Annotated in this window: 16 protein-coding genes; 2 read left to right on the top strand and 14 right to left on the bottom strand. The window is 39.8% G+C overall.

The genetic code is table 11. The features are described 5' to 3' along the window. Window positions 1-13 precede the first annotated feature (13 nt). Window positions 14-700, top strand: a complete 687-nt coding sequence (locus ACP14V_RS10700; protein WP_272610528.1) for a hypothetical protein — start codon at window positions 14-16, stop codon at window positions 698-700. Window positions 701-807: 107 nt separating this feature from the next. Then, window positions 808-1,650 carry a hypothetical protein gene (locus ACP14V_RS10695; RefSeq protein WP_272610527.1) on the top strand — a complete coding sequence of 281 codons (843 nt, stop codon included), beginning with the start codon at window positions 808-810 and terminating at the stop codon, window positions 1,648-1,650. Between the two features lie 404 nt (window positions 1,651-2,054). Here the strand turns inward: ACP14V_RS10695 and ACP14V_RS10690 are convergent, their stop codons facing one another. From ACP14V_RS10690 to ACP14V_RS10625, 14 genes are all read right to left on the bottom strand, one after another. Then, entirely contained in the window at window positions 2,055-3,116 is a 1,062-nt protein-coding gene (locus tag ACP14V_RS10690) for a DUF3137 domain-containing protein (protein ID WP_272610526.1), read from the bottom strand. 4 nt (window positions 3,117-3,120) lie between these two features. Next, entirely contained in the window at window positions 3,121-3,933 is an 813-nt protein-coding gene (locus tag ACP14V_RS10685) for a DUF1266 domain-containing protein (protein ID WP_272610525.1), read from the bottom strand. 11 nt (window positions 3,934-3,944) lie between these two features. Next, on the bottom strand, window positions 3,945-4,511 hold the full coding sequence (locus tag ACP14V_RS10680; RefSeq protein WP_272610524.1) for a LemA family protein: 567 nt from the start codon (window positions 4,509-4,511) through the stop codon (window positions 3,945-3,947). Window positions 4,512-4,531: 20 nt separating this feature from the next. Further along, complete coding sequence (locus ACP14V_RS10675) at window positions 4,532-5,224, bottom strand: hypothetical protein (protein WP_272610523.1); 693 nt, start codon at window positions 5,222-5,224, stop codon at window positions 4,532-4,534. A 26-nt stretch (window positions 5,225-5,250) separates the two neighbouring features. Then, window positions 5,251-7,125 carry a hypothetical protein gene (locus tag ACP14V_RS10670; RefSeq protein ID WP_272610522.1) on the bottom strand — a complete coding sequence of 625 codons (1,875 nt, stop codon included), beginning with the start codon at window positions 7,123-7,125 and terminating at the stop codon, window positions 5,251-5,253. A 25-nt stretch (window positions 7,126-7,150) separates the two neighbouring features. After that, the gene (locus tag ACP14V_RS10665) at window positions 7,151-8,485 is read right to left on the bottom strand and encodes a hypothetical protein (protein ID WP_272610521.1); all 1,335 of its coding nucleotides are present in this window, start codon (window positions 8,483-8,485) and stop codon (window positions 7,151-7,153) included. 8 nt (window positions 8,486-8,493) lie between these two features. Further along, window positions 8,494-8,835 (bottom strand): hypothetical protein, encoded by a 342-nt coding sequence (locus ACP14V_RS10660; protein ID WP_272610520.1) that lies wholly within the window; start codon window positions 8,833-8,835, stop codon window positions 8,494-8,496. Continuing rightward, on the bottom strand, window positions 8,836-10,008 hold the full coding sequence (locus ACP14V_RS10655; RefSeq protein WP_272610519.1) for a hypothetical protein: 1,173 nt from the start codon (window positions 10,006-10,008) through the stop codon (window positions 8,836-8,838). Next, window positions 10,005-10,622 carry a hypothetical protein gene (locus ACP14V_RS10650; protein WP_272610518.1) on the bottom strand — a complete coding sequence of 206 codons (618 nt, stop codon included), beginning with the start codon at window positions 10,620-10,622 and terminating at the stop codon, window positions 10,005-10,007. Before ACP14V_RS10650 ends, ACP14V_RS10655 begins: the two co-directional genes overlap by 4 nt. Before the next feature lie 26 nt (window positions 10,623-10,648). Further along, the gene (locus ACP14V_RS10645) at window positions 10,649-11,419 is read right to left on the bottom strand and encodes a hypothetical protein (protein ID WP_272610517.1); all 771 of its coding nucleotides are present in this window, start codon (window positions 11,417-11,419) and stop codon (window positions 10,649-10,651) included. A gap of 1 nt (window position 11,420) precedes the next feature. Then, a complete protein-coding gene (locus tag ACP14V_RS10640; RefSeq protein ID WP_272610516.1) occupies window positions 11,421-12,383 on the bottom strand; it encodes a hypothetical protein in 963 nt (320 codons plus the stop codon). A 109-nt stretch (window positions 12,384-12,492) separates the two neighbouring features. Next, window positions 12,493-13,557, bottom strand: coding sequence for a trypsin-like peptidase domain-containing protein (locus ACP14V_RS10635; RefSeq protein WP_272610515.1), 1,065 nt, complete (start codon window positions 13,555-13,557; stop codon window positions 12,493-12,495). Between the two features lie 11 nt (window positions 13,558-13,568). Beyond that, on the bottom strand, window positions 13,569-14,774 hold the full coding sequence (locus tag ACP14V_RS10630) for a hypothetical protein (RefSeq protein ID WP_272610514.1): 1,206 nt from the start codon (window positions 14,772-14,774) through the stop codon (window positions 13,569-13,571). A 36-nt stretch (window positions 14,775-14,810) separates the two neighbouring features. Then, window positions 14,811-15,197 (bottom strand): hypothetical protein, encoded by a 387-nt coding sequence (locus ACP14V_RS10625; protein ID WP_272610513.1) that lies wholly within the window; start codon window positions 15,195-15,197, stop codon window positions 14,811-14,813. Between the last annotated feature and the right edge of the window lie 2 nt (window positions 15,198-15,199).

Below are 15,199 nucleotides of genomic sequence, written 5' to 3'. Positions count from 1 at the left end.
AAAATCAGAAAAAATGAAAACTTGGATTACCACAGTAATGCTATTGTTTGCTTTGACCATTTTTGGGCAGGGCGATTGCAGTAAGTATTACCCTTTTGGTGAGGGTACTGTCTCCGAATTTGAATCCTATGACAGAAAGGGCAAGTTAGAGGCCAAAATGAAGTATACCGTGAACAATGTGTCCCATACTGGAGGGGCCACAACGGCAACGATTAATTCAGAGCTGTTTGACAAAAAAGGGCAAGTCATAATGACAAACGAATTCGATATGAGATGTGATGGTTCCATTGTGACCATGGATTTCAAATCGTTGGTGAACTCTGCAAGGATGCAACAGTTTCAAAACGGGGAAGCAACGATTACCGGTACCAATGTGGAGATTCCCAATACACTAATACCTGAGCAGACCCTGGCAGATGCTTCGGTGAACATCACCATGGACATGGGGGGCATGAAAATGAACATGGAGACCCGGATAACCGATAGAAAGGTAATCGGCATGGAAACCATAACCACCCCCGCAGGTACATTTAAGTGCGTGGCCATTACACAGACCTCACAGGTTAAAATGATGGTGGCCAATCAAAAAGGGATTCAAAAAACTTGGCTGGCCGAAGGTGTGGGCATGGTAAAGAACGAATATTACAATGCCAATGGAAAACTGCAGGGTACCACTGTGTTAATGGCATTCTCAAAATAATATCATCAAGGTACGGTTCCCAAGAAAGGGGATCATCGCCATACATTAACCATTAAAAACCCTATTCACCCCTGATAGGTATTCCTTTCTTGGGACAGGGGCTTATTATGAAAACTCTAAAAATATTCTTTGTACAAATGCTGCTCCTTGGTCCATGTTTGGGTCAAGCCCAATTTGTGCCCAAAAAACCCGCTACGACCGCCAAGGTTAAGAAGCCTGTAAAGAAGACCCCTGAGGTAAGGGCAATTCCTGCCAATACACAAACGGCAGTGGTACAAATTAGGGAGACGAAGGGTTGTAGGCCACTAGCGGCTGCCAGTGTCAATACCATCCTTACCAAGGTCCTTGCCCATACCCTCAGCGTAAAATTGGACAGGGAAGATTCGTACATCCGTTTTAACGGTCAAACGCAAAGGCTGTCAATCTCTGATTACAAGGTTAAAAAACCTGCCCATGATTGGGTATACTTCATGAATGATGTAAACTCAACCAAAGCTGTTGCTACCTTTGATGAACAGAACAGAAGGTTTTATTTGAAGATTACCTTTGAAGGGGATCGTAGCGAGATAAAAGGAAAATGCCCAGGGTGTATAAACCGATATGAGGACAGTCGCGCCCCTGATATCAACTGGTTGGGAAATCGGGAGCTTATCATTGAATTAAAGCCCATCGTCCACAACAATTCCATTGCTTTTGAAGCCACAGGTACCGAATTGAAGGGGCATTTTACCATAAACGGTCCCGTACAGGCTTTTTTACCCGGTCTCACCACCTATTTTGAACGGCAGATCATGAGTGCCGTTGAAGCCCAAGCCAAACGCTTGATGAACACTACTGGTGTAAAGAACATGATGGCCAATACATTCCGTGGTACGGTAAATACCTTGGGACTTGGAAATATTGACACCGTGGAAACCGGTGAGAACCATCTTTACATCTGTAATGATTAGGATTTGGTTGTTTTTGTAAAGAAGGTGATGATGGGTGATTTTTATACATAATTGGTTGGGTTTGCTTTGAATCCGCCATACTTATTATGTGAAAGTCAATTTTCACATGAAGATGTCCCCTGGGACGTCCTTGTTAAGGAAAAATATTTAAACTTTTTGTTTTTAGGAGGTTACAGATTGGATTCCCTGTTCTACCACCCTAACGTTAACATTTTGTTGACCACCTAAAAGATGGTAATCAATTAATAGGCATTTTTTGTTTTATTAAGGTAATTTTTATTGGATTGACTTAAAAAGTAAAATCGGAGTCCCACACAAATACCGTCATTCTATGGTAGTAAAGGATAGAAAACGGAATTTTTGTTTCTACCAGGTTTAAAAGTGTATCTGTCTAAATAGGATGCTTATAATGTTTCTGAAACTTGCAAGGCGATTTCAATTTCATGGGCCAATTCTTCCACGATTGCTATACTATAGAGCTTCCCAGATGAAAAAGAGAACAATCCATTTTCATTTTTCACGGCCAAATACATCTGTTTATTCTCAAAGGACATGAATATGGGACGATGAAATTTTTCCTTTAAGGCAACGACACTTTCCATTAGTGATGAAGATAAAATATATCTAGCTTCTACTTGGTCAGTACCATATACGATAAAATTTTCGGTAAATCTCGGATCTTCCAAATGTATTTCTTGTTCTTGCCTAAAATTTAAACTGGCCCATCGGTCAAATCTAACCTTTTGGTTTTTGGGCAATACAACGGTGTGTCCATTTAAGGTCTTTTTAAAATTTAACCAACAGAACATACCCCTGTAGGTATAATTGGTATTATCTGCCAATTTACTTGTAGCAATGTTTTTTAATACATTTTGGTACAATACCGCGAACATGTTCAGTATAGGGACCTGCATTATGGCTTTTAAAAACTTGTTTGACAGGTTGTTCTCAATAATGCCAATATCTGCAATATTTACTTGTGTGTTATTTGCGGAGCTTCTTATCTGGCCATAACTATAAATAGGGGCTTCTTTTTTTATCCAAGAGAAGAGTTTGCTCTGTACAATTTCTTTGGTAGGAGCATTGGCCCCTTGTGTGAATTCCACATTTGGAAAGAGCATTTTTACCATTTTGGCCATGGTCTCTTTTTCTATTGTCTTGAATTTCTGAAAAGCTCTGGTAAAAACTACTGTGGTCGGGTAAAGAAGCAATATAAGTCCAGCTATAGGGTATACAGTACCGTAGGGATTGCTTGGGGATGGTTGATATTGCTTGATTATGGCTAATGTACCATTTTCGTATTCCGGAAAATAGGGCACCATTAAAATCACCAGCATCAATATAAAGTAGATACCGGTAATGCCCCACATTATTTTTTGAAAAAATAGGGTTAGTTTTCTCTTTTTGTAAAGTGTGTTTAACACATCACGGGTTTCGGAATAAGCAAGTGATATACGCTCTTGCATTATCTTAATTCTGTGGCCATGTTATGGTGTTCCAGGGGCTATCGGATTTTTCCAGAACCTGCTTGTAGATATGGTACACTTCCTCTTTGTAGGTATTGTAATCAGCCTTCATATCCAAAGAGAAGCCTAGTGCAAAACTTTTACCAAAATCTTCCCAAGAAGAAAAATGGTCCAGTGCCAATCTTTTTGCAAAATTGATGACTTTCCACGCTTCTTCCCCAGAAATGATGTTTGCGGTATAAGCTTTCCTTGCTTGCCCCACTAAAATGGCAGCGTCGTAGCCCGCAACACCGAGTTCCAATTCAGAATCGAAGGTGAAGATTCCTTTTTGTTTCAGGGTATCCAAAGCTTCGCCGGTTCCCAATAACTTCAGGTAACGGTATGCGCGTTCATTGCTGCCAAATTTTTGCTCCATGAGGTCATTCCATTTTTGCTTTGGCACGTTTTTGACCATTTGGGAAATGAAATCAAAATACCAACGTCGACCATCTTTCATAAAATATTCGGTCAATTCCCAATATCCTTCTTGAGTATCGATTCCCCAGCCTTCCAAATAGGGTTTTATTTCTTTGGCGGTCAGGAATGATAAAGTGTTGGTATTGGCTTTCCACCATTCTGAAATGGGGGTGTAAAAGGCTATGGCAAATAACTGCTCGTTAACCAGCTTACTATCTAAAGATTTTTTGAATTTGGCATCGACCTTATCTGGTGCATCATATTCTTTTTTTCCGATTTTAAAATAGCGATAGGCGTAGGAGACAATGGCGATGGCGAATATCACATAGCCGTACCAGGGCAAGTTTTCAAACACTTGCATAATTGATGGGTTTAAGAATTCAACAATTGGTTGATACGTATTTCTTTTTGGTCCGATTTTGGGATTTCCAACAGCATTTGGGCCCTATCTTTTCGAATTCGCGCAATTATACTCGCTGGAAACATTTGTATGGTATTGTTATAGCATGTCACTGCTGCATTATATGCTCGCCGAGCTGCGGAAATTTGATTTTCTATATCAGAAAGTTCAAATTCGATGTTTGCAAATTGCTTATCGGCTTTCAAATCGGGATAGTTTTCCATATTGATGTTCAAACCGCCCATAATATGGGTCAGCTCGTTTGAAGCCCTGATTTTTTCGTTGGCTTCTGAGGCTTTTTCAATGTTACTGCGCAACTCGGTGATTTTTAAGAGGGTTTCCTTTTCATGCGCCAAGTATTTGTTGAGCATGGCAATAAGGTTCGGAATCAGGTCAAACCGCTTTTTAAGGTAGATTTCTATGCTACCGTAGGCCTGTTTAACTTGATTTTTTCTGGCTATGATTTTGTTGTTAATGATTATGGCAACAATGCCCATAAAGGCCAGTATGGCAAAAATGATTATGATACTTATTTTCATGGATTGAAGGTTTCTAATGGTTATATGCGAAGCTGTTGAAATTCCCATTCAAAAGGCTTCCCTAATGTTTTTATTGATTTTAATCGGCGTAGCTCAAACTTTTTGGATTCTTCCTCATATTGCCGCTCTTCGTTGGCATCAATGATTGTGGTTATGATTTTTAGGATTCCATTTTCAAAATCGATACTGTGGTCAATTTCATCACCAGTGCCCCGATGACGTTCACTTTTCTCATATGCAACCAATTCAAAAGCCTTGTTTTGAAACCTGAACCTATACGTGTCATTGGACATGTGCCAACTTCCGGCACTGTACCAAAAACGAAAATCTATTTGAAGGTCACCATTGGGGAGGATTTGAAGACCGTCTAAAGGCTCGTCCATGGTTGGTACATCACGATTTATGATAAACGTATTGGATTGCAGTGCCTTTTTGAGTTTTCCATTCCGTTTGCCAAAGTAGATGCCCAGCATTCTGGGATTAAGGTCCAGCGTATCAACTCCAAGCCCATCATTGTATTCATAGTTTTCTTTTAGGGTATTTTGTAGGGCAAATACCAAATCCTCACGGCCGTCCCCATTTAAGTCTCCTGAAGCCTGCGACAAGACTCGCCAGCCATAAGGAACCAAATCCTGCATTTCCTTTCCCGATCTTGCCAGTTCTGGATGGGCTGGATTCTTTTGTGCGCAGAGCCCATGAATTAAAAAGCACACTGATAAAAAATATGTTTTAATAGCCGTCATTTGCCCTTCGTCTTTAGAATCAGTTCATTGTTTCTATACACATATCTCACGTTGTCGTTGGCTATGGTCACGTTTTCTGAGCCAGGTCCCAAAACCAGCTTGTCCGATTTAAAGGTGAATTCAATACTGTCGTTCCATTCTATTATTGTTATGATTTCGGTCAGATATTTTTCACCATCTCCTTCAATGTCGAGAGTGCCAAGATGTTTTATGGTTCCTTTTTCGAGAATAAAAGCCTCGCCCCCAAATGGATATTCGAATGCCATTTGGCAAATAATGATGATTTTGTTTGATGCATCACTTTTATAAAAATGGGGTTCAAATAGATAGGCGTCACCTATACCTTTTGATTGGTATACTATTTTGTTTGATTCATCCAACATCAAAAGCCTATCGCCCCAATCCGTTTCGGTATCCGGTGATGCGATTTGCCCATCTTCAGGTTGGTAATTTCCAGACACATATTTAAAATTGTCCAATTCAAAGGCATGGTTTACATCAAAATTTCCTAGCTGTAGGCCTTCTAATTTTTGGGGATGAAATTCGGAAAATAAGACAGCATCAATTTCTGTTTCGGTATAGGTTGTACCATTAAATTTCAGCATTGCTGTTATTGTTTCACTCCTATCGGTAGAGACGCAATCCCCGTTTTTATCCTTTGCACTCTCTGAGTAGGTAATTTCTTTGGTAATGCGTAAATCGAAATAGCCGTTGGTCTTTTCTGTACTTTCCACCAATGTTTTCCTTTCCTCCACAAATTCCCCCTCGCAATCGCCGTTCCATTCGCCACCACTACTTTCAACGGGATAATCGGCGAGCACTTTTAATAAACTATCCCCTGATTTCACAAAAAGGGACAGTGTTTTATTGGTGTACGGATTAACTCTTGAATGTCCAAAATACGAAACGCTTAACCCGAAGGCCATTTTGTTTTCGGCAATCTTGAATGGGGTAGCGTTTATTTGAATTTTATTTAGTTCTATGGCATCGGAAACCCAATTATTTGTTTGGGAGCTTTCAAAGTGGTTGTGCGTTATTTTTCCAGAACGGTTGTCCGCAATAACAATGTGGCTGTTGAGGTCAAAATACTGTTCGCCTTCATCCACAACTTCCGGGATGACCACAATGGTTTCATTGGGATTGTCAGGGTGTTCCAGGGTAGTGATCAAATCGGTCTTTGTTTGCACCCAATCCAATTTCAGGTCCATTAAAACACTATTGATCAGTGTGAAATTTTCAAAGGAATCGTTCAATCTTTTGGCATCTGTTTTTTTAATGCTCCCATCACCCCTAATTTCATATTCAATTTTCTCCACTTCTCTGATGTTGCCCCAAAAGATTCTGTTTACTACTAATTTGTTTTCGCTTATGCGGGAGACTGTCCTTGACATACTTTCGGCTATTTCATCGAAAGCTACTTGTTTGTGATCTATGATGTTTCCCTCCGTATCGTAATTGATCATAATCGTCTCCATTTCATGATCTCCTTTCAAAACGGTTGTCACCAAGGTGTGAAAGTTGTTGGATACTGGAACTTTGTACTTGCCGATGGCCCTGTAGTTGTACCCTTCGGTATTGAAATCAGGATAGATTTGGTCCAATTTCAAAGCTTCGGCATCTACTTCATCATAATCTTCCTCATCGATAAAACTGTTAAAATTTGTGTCTTCGATATGTGGCAATTTTTTAGTTTGGATATTGGCAATTACTTCGGCAAAATCCAAAGGCACGCTTTTAGGTAATGTGTCCAGAGCCGTTTCAATGATTTCAACGGCGCCTTGGGTGTCGATTTCCGGTTCTTTTTCCTTTTTGGGGACGTGGCCACAGGAGATGGTAAGTGCTAATAAGGCTATGTGATATTGAATTTTCATTTGCTACTTTTTAAAGCTTTACTATTTAGTCCAGCAATAAGGATTTTACGCTCGCTATCTCAAAATTTTCAGCATCCAGAACTGTTAAAGAATAGGTTTCTTCCAGCATTACATTGCCACCGGCACCGCCTCCTTCATTACCAATGGTCAGGTATAAAATCTGTGGGTCATCGGTGCCGTTGATGACCATCTCGTTAAAATCATAATTACTTAAAGTAAAGCCTTCATTGCCCTCAATGCTTAAAACATTATTGGTAAATGTGATTTTAAGGGAATCAAAATTGTCCTGTTTCTTCCATTCGTCCAGTATGTGGTCTTTAAGGGCCAAAACAAAGTTTTGAGGGTCAATATTTTCAACTGCATCTGGATTCATATTGATGTCATCTTCTGATACATCCGATTTTTTGGAATCGACCAAAACAATGTGTTCGGAATCATATTCAAAAACATCGGTCTGTGACCATTGCCATGATTTTGACTTGCGCATATTTATGCCCGTAATCTTATAGCTCACCGTAATTGTTTTCTCGGCTACGTTTTTCTGTATCAGAATCTCATCAAAAGTGGTCTGAATGGTGGCTGTGTTGGGCATCGTGGGACAACTCTCCAGTTTTTTTAGGGAGACAGTATCCTTGGCAAACCACTTTCGTAAAAAGTTGAGCTGTTTGTCGGAACATTGGTGGCCCAAATCCAATGCTGATACTATACGGCACCACAGGACACGTCCGTTTCCATCCGAGTCGTAGCCCCATTCACATTCGTTGCCAATGTCATAGGCCACATAGGCCAAGGCTGCCTTTTCTGGAGGCGTGATATTGTGGAGATAGCTATGGTTGATCGCCATGCCATTAACATTGGCCTGCGCGGATTCATCGTAAACGTCTACCCGTTTTAAAAATTGAATGGGCTTACGCCCTGAAGCTATTTTTTTTGCATCCAACGCCATCTCTGCGATACCTACCGTTTCTTGGTCGCCCGATATGGCCATACGTTCCATTTTCCATTGTACGGCTATTACATCCCCCTGTAAAAAATTGTAAACTTCATTATCGAACCAATCCCAGTTGTAGAAAAGGGAAACCTCCATACCATTTTTATGGCCAATAATATATCGATAGTCATAATCGTCGTTGTAGTCAATAAATTCTAGCGTATCGGTATATATTTCATTCAACACTACCGGTTCCTTGGGCCGCAATGCACTACTGAATTTTGTGGTTTTTTTATCCGCTGGAATGGTGTCGATTTTCTCTTGAATTGGTTCTATTTGCTGCACTTTTGTTTCAGGTATTTTTTTCTCTTTAACACCTTGATTACAGGAAACGAACGAAAGGAACAGTATAAAGATTCGGTATTTCATTTCTTATTCTATATTACGTCAATGACTTTTTCGAGTAAATAATGAACTATGACAACGAGTACCGTAATGGTCAGCAGTGCCACCAAACGGATAACCAACTTTTTGGGACTATTTTTCAGTTTTTTTCGTAGGTAAAAGACATCCAACAACACGAAGCAAATTGCAATAGCAGCTCCAACCCACAGACCAACCTGAATCATTCCAATATCATAAAATAGATGCAGCAAATACCAAAACCCATCTTCTGATACATCATTGGGACCAAGAACTAGACGCATATATCCAATGCCAATGAACAATGACAAAAGGATCCAAAACAGGTAGGCCAATAGGTGTTTTAAAATTTGCATCTATAACATTTCTTTTGTGCAAATAGTGTCTCTTTCAACTTCATTGGGCATCCTCTTTAGTTTCTCAAAAAAATGGGTGTCGGCCATATTTAATCCTTGATCCACATCGCATACATAGATAAAAGCATCTTTTTGATTGCTATTTTGGGTTCTGTAGACCGAATTGGTCAGTATCCAACTATTGTCTTTAAAGATTATGTGATGGTATGCCTCGTTTAGCCCTCTATCAGGAAATGCTGTTTTAATGAAAAAACCGTCCTGTTCTACGACCACATCAACAATTTGGTTGCCTCCATCTTCCGAAAAATTGGTTGTTTTTAAGGTGAAGTGAAATTCTTCCCCATCATTTGTAAAGAGCAACAGTTCGTCACCTTGATAAGGTCCGGCACTTACTATTTTATCAAGTACGCCATCGTTGTTGATGTCGATATTCCTGATGAAAAAGTGCTCGTTTTCCATGTAATCCGATAAGGTGTAGGTGCTATTGGTTTGGTCATCTGGAAAGGGGTCCGGATTTTCATTGTCATCAAAAAACCCTGTTTCAAATAAATCTTCTAAAATCTGTTTTTTTGGAGTATTTAAATGGGATGCAAAATCATCATCAAACTTTGGATGCGGCCCGTCAAAGAGAAAGAATAGTACAGATTTAGCCCTGGTATCATCCAGTTCGTCTATTAAATAGTACTTTTCGTTTTCCTTAATGTGGTTCAGTACATGGTTTTGAAAGTAGTTGACCCCATCTTCTTCCCATTGGCCATTCTCGCAAATCGATAGGATGTTGTTTTCATATTCGGGGTATTTGTTGGTGCGAAGTAGGTAAAACAAGTATTCAATATAATGTACACTGTGTTCGTATAGCTCATGGGGAGCATCATTTGGCGTATCCCAGCCAAAATAGCTTTGGAATTGTTTAAAATCTTTAGGAAACTGCCGTAGAAACTCTTGCTCATCCTTATCTTCCATGGATTTATACAGATTTAGGATGCTGATTTCCAATGGATTTTTTTCTTGAACCACGGCCGGAGCTTCCCATTCGTCCTTGTTTAAGTTTTCTGACGGTTCCACAAGGTTGGTATTCACCGAATCTTTAGCTTTTTGCTCTTTTTCAACACGGTTGTTCCCCTGACCGCAAGACAGTAATAAGAATATGAAAAAGATGAATAACAACTTCATTTTAAAGCTTTATTGTTAGGATGAATAGGTATCGAAGCCAAATTTTTTAGACTATCGACCTTACTAAATTCCCCTTGATTGAAATAATTGACCTCACCACAATACACCGTAGAATCATTTGGGCATGGGTCATAATAAAATTCTGCCAATCGATACTTTTGGTACATGCCCAATTCTTCGGTAACAAAGCCCCCTAAATCTTCTTCGTGGTCAATAAAATAGCCCGTACCTGCATCTCCAAAAAAACCAAGGGACATACCTCCGTATTCATAAAAGTGAATACCATTTTCGTTAGTATAAGCAAGTGTTTTTCCGATTTTATGCTCGGTTTTCAGATGCTCCTTTATTTTTTCTCGGATGGCTCGCTCTACCATGGAATAGTCTCTATCCGGATATTTTACCAAATACAGATTTGGATATACTTCGGACTGAATGAACCGCATATTTTTAAAAAAGAAGTGGTTGATGCTTATCCCAAGGGTGGCAAACGCCAGTAATGTTAAAGATACCCTTACCCTGATTTTCTTTCGTAAAACCCACTTGACAAGCACAGTGCCCAAGAGTACTAGGCTAGCCAATAAGAGGAGCAGAAAGATGACAAGGATTACTTCCATGGAGTTGTTTACTGTTACAGGTTATGCTATTGGTTATAATGTTGTTTTATTTCATTTAGGATTGTGAAAATGACCCTGTCGGTTTTTTCTATTTCCCTTCTTTTCCAAAAGGTGTACTTCCAATATTGCCCATGTAAATTTTGGGAGTCTGCTTTAAAATAGAGATCTTCAAAAAAGGCTTCTTTGTTTTTCTGATCTTTTATTTCTTTATAAGTGGACAACAATTCGTTCACTTGTTTTTCAAAAATCTTTTGATATAGACTTTTGGGAGTGTTTTTAAAAAGGTCGCCTTTATGTTTGTCAAAAGCATATCGTAAGTGTTCAGGGTTACGGAATCGGTTCAAAAAGCCGAGGGTAAGTCTATTGGCCAACGAGGTGTTCTTGTTAAGCAGATCGGGTAAAAACCTATGATCAAAAACAAGATTATCGTAGTTTATACAAGAACCAATCGTAGCTTTTAAAAATGCCAGTTCCCCAAAATCATCCACTATAACCTTCAATAGGTTGTTTAAGCATATCGCATCAAGTTCACCTTTGGCCCCATAGTGCTGCATGCATAGGTTAATTTTGGCATGATCTGGTTTGCTCAAGTCAATGGATTGATAGCTGACGGTGTTGCCAAAAAGTAACTCTTCCCTGGCAGACCTATCAGCAATCATTTGTTTCTCAATAGATTCATTGAAAGAATCACCTTCCTGTTTCCTTTCAATCAACCTTAGCGATTCGGATGAAAAATAATAGGCCAATCCTACAAGGCAAAGACCGACAATGGTTAAAATGACAACTATTTTTTTCATATCAATCTTTATAATGTTCTTGAATTTCCTTTAGTATGCCATATACTTCGACAGCATTGTTCTCGGAAAAACGACGGTCCCAAAAACTGAACGGCCAGGAATAGTAGAACGAGCGGGTATATTCCTGGGAAGGGAAATCCAGAAAACCATCGTCGGAAATATCATATTCCGCATAAAACTCTGCATAGTTTGGGGTTGCGGTTATGGAGTCATGTACTTCTACTAAATCGTTGACAACTTGTTTGCACAGCTTGTCGTATTTCCTTTTCGAGAAAAAGGTATAGATATAGGATTTGTTGTGATTCCATAGGCCGGAGATACTTTCTGCAGATCGGTCAAACGATTTTATCTTTTGCCCCATGTACACTAGTTGGCTCATACGCTCAAAAAAAGCATAGTTCTCCGCATCTCCCAAATCGCCATAATTTTCTTCCAAATCATGGTATTCATACACACTTGGCACAACACGCAATGACCCGTAGTTTGGTCTGTGGAATTCTTTTGTGTTTTTATTGTATTCAAATGTGATGTTCAAAATGGTATTCCAGTATGCTTCCCCATATTCCTGACTTTCCAAACCGGCCATTATTTCATCTCTTATCGTGTTTTGATAGGAAACATGATCCATACTGTTCAGACCAACATCCAACAGGAAGATTTCGTAACCATGCAAGGCATTTCTATATTCTTGAAAGTGCTTAAAAGCTGTAAGCTCTTTACTGGCTGAAGGATCTTTATCGGATAATTCATAAACGTGCATTTCTTGAATTGCGTAACGTTCCTTTCTTTTTGTATACGCAGAATACTCGATATAGGCATAAAATGATGCCGTTGCAAGGAAAATACCGGCTATTACCAACAATGCCACGGTAAAGATTCTCTTTTTTGACAGCGCTAAAAGTGCCAATATCAGAAGACAGAAAATAGCCGATGCAGAAAATAGAGTTTGGGCAAACGTCATCATGAATGGTTCTCCTTTTTTTGATCTTATGTTGCTTGCTTTTTATTCCTGATGCTAAAAACCGTTCTGTAATCGCTATTTGGTTAGGGTGGGTTGTTGGCCCAAGAAAACCCTATTTGCTATAATGCGTCATTTCTGCCCCAAAATCGTTCACGAATGTATTGTCGAGTTCATCCGCTTTAGTGGCAAGCTGGGCCAGACATTCCAGAATTTCATTTTTACGGTCGGAATACAAATCGCTGATATGGATGCGATATGATAAGTAGATTTGATTGTCAGAAATGGATAATCGATGCGGGCCCATATTTGCGGTTAAGATATACTCATAAATCTCGGCCAGATTTGTACGCGGCAAGTCGTTTAAGGGCGAAGTGGCAAACAGGTAATTATTGTCGTAAACGAACATTCGTATTTCCGCACTGCCTTGGTGAAAATACCAACGCTCCCTGCCAGATCTAGCCAAAACGGGATTTATGCGCAACTTAGTTATGGCCTCTTCTACCTTTAGACTAAAGTCCGATAAGGCCATTTCTTCAAACAGTTTTTCGTCTACGTTGGTTCCACAATTGGGACAATAATCTGTCTTTTCTTCAATAAGCCCCCCACAGTTGGAACAACCGAGGGTAAATGTATTTGACAATTCACTTACAATCTCCAATTCTTCCCGAAGGGTTTCCAAAGGGATGGCAAAGCCCATATTGTCTGCATCGGAAAACTTGGAGGTTACAATACCCATCAGTTCCCCTTTTTCGTTGATTACAGGGCCACCACTATTACCGGGATTTATGGCTGCATCTGTCTGAATGTAATAGCTGCCACCTATGCTTTGACGGGGGTTTGAAACTATTCCCTCGGTTACCGTAAATGGCATGCCGTAAGGATAACCCAAGACAATTACTTTATCTCGAGTCTGTGAAACAGTACTATGGTTCAGTAGAACTGCGCCAACGGGTTTGGGAAGGTTATTTGCCCTAAGGAAGGCAATATCCTTTCCTGGGTTTATATAAAGTACCTGGGTCAGGTATCTATTCTTGTCCTTTCCCTCCAAACTAACGGTATGACATCCCGCCACCACATGGTAATTGGTTATGATGATATCGTTATCATGGTTGTAAAATCCTGTACCCGTACCGTTTGCGGTATTTATTTTATATACTGAACTTTCAATATTGTCCATAATTTCTTGCCTTAATTGGTTTTGTAGTTTGCCATGATCTGTTGCATCATTGCCATGGATTGCTGCATTTGTTCGCCCATCAATTTTGAGAGGTCCATGCCAAAATCCGCACCCATTAGGGTATCCTCCATTATAGCCTGCATTCCATTTAAAAGGATAGGGGCCGCTTGGTTCCACTCCAGACCACTGGACTGTACCAAGGCGTCGGTGATGGGCTTGCTGAGCTCTTCGTTGACCAAATTGTAATAGAACAGGTTGTAAAAACAGGACTGTAACAAATTTGCGGCATCTTCAAATCGAGAATTGGAAATCATATCCTGCGCCTCTTCATAACTTTCTTGCCAGTTTTCCCTGATATTCTCCTTTTTGCTACTGTATTTATAGGGGATGAAGGTTTCAATTTGGTAGAGGTCCGCCATAAATTTATCCCGGGGGAAGTCCTTCAACTTTTCCAAGGCCGATTTTCCGTTCATCAATCGGTCATGAAAGGGTATTTTTCCATCATAAAGTTCGTCAATGGACTTTTCCAGCAAGGTGCGCAAATACCCTTGAGGTTCCGCATGAAATTCTATTTTTTTTAGGGCGATGTTCAAGGTATACCAAGCGTTGTTGCCATGGCGTTTTTCCATATACCGGTCAAAACGTTGCAGACCATCCGCAACTATTTTTTGACAATTGGTATAGGCTTCCTGTTTTACATCCTCGGAAAAAGAAATGGTTTTTGGCTCTTGTAGATGTTCCGCTTCAAACTTTTCAATAAACTCATCATCAAAGCTATCGGCATAAAAACAAATCTCCCGAAGAACACCATAAATTTTATAAGGCTCGCAAAGGGTAGTGGGGCATGAAAAGGTAAAATACACCAAATCATCCTCCAAGACCACATTGGTCAAATTAAGGGGATACATGCGCAGTTCCGCCAATTTTCGCATCATTGGTACCTTTTTGGCATTTTCTATATTCAAAAACGGGCATTTGACCAACAGTTCATCGGTTGTTTGGGTAATGGATACCACTACCGACCCATGGGGAATTTCATAGGTGTCGCCCTTTTTTTTACTGGAAAGGTGATTTCCGACATAATCCAATAGGGCTGGGACTATCTTATCGTACTGTTTGTCGTTAAAAAGGGCCACTGCCTCATCCCATTTTTCATCCTGCCTTGTCGATGATTTTTTGGTATTTATTGGTGGAAAATACGTGCTGCTTTTATCCATTTTTGTTTTGTCATTAATTGGATTACATCCCTAGCTTTAGGCCGCTAAGTTTTTAATTTCACCCTCTAATTCCTTAAATGCTTGCTGTTGGGGCTTTACCAAGATGGCCTGCTTTATGGCTCCTGCAATCACCTCTAAGATGCTTCTGCGAGCCTTTACACTTTTTCCGAAGTAGGCATTCATTAATTTATTGGGAATGATATGGTTTACTTTTACCGTGTTTTCATTCACAAAAAATAACTTTACTGCGTGCATGCCACTTTTTTTAAGTACAATACATTGTGCCATTTGCCCGCTGGCATCCGTGCGTTGTTCCCAGACATCATATTCTTTCGAGCATTCAAAACCTGATTCTTTTTTTAAGAAATCATAGAGTTCATCTAAAGAATTGTATGGTTTTTTTATTCGAATTAAGTTCTCCATTG

It is taken from the genome of Flagellimonas alvinocaridis, assembly GCF_965248585.1.
GTDB classification, from domain to species: Bacteria; Bacteroidota; Bacteroidia; order Flavobacteriales; family Flavobacteriaceae; genus Flagellimonas; species Flagellimonas alvinocaridis.
The sequence above is the reverse complement of the archived record's forward strand: the minus strand, read 5'-3'. Positions and strand labels throughout refer to the sequence as shown.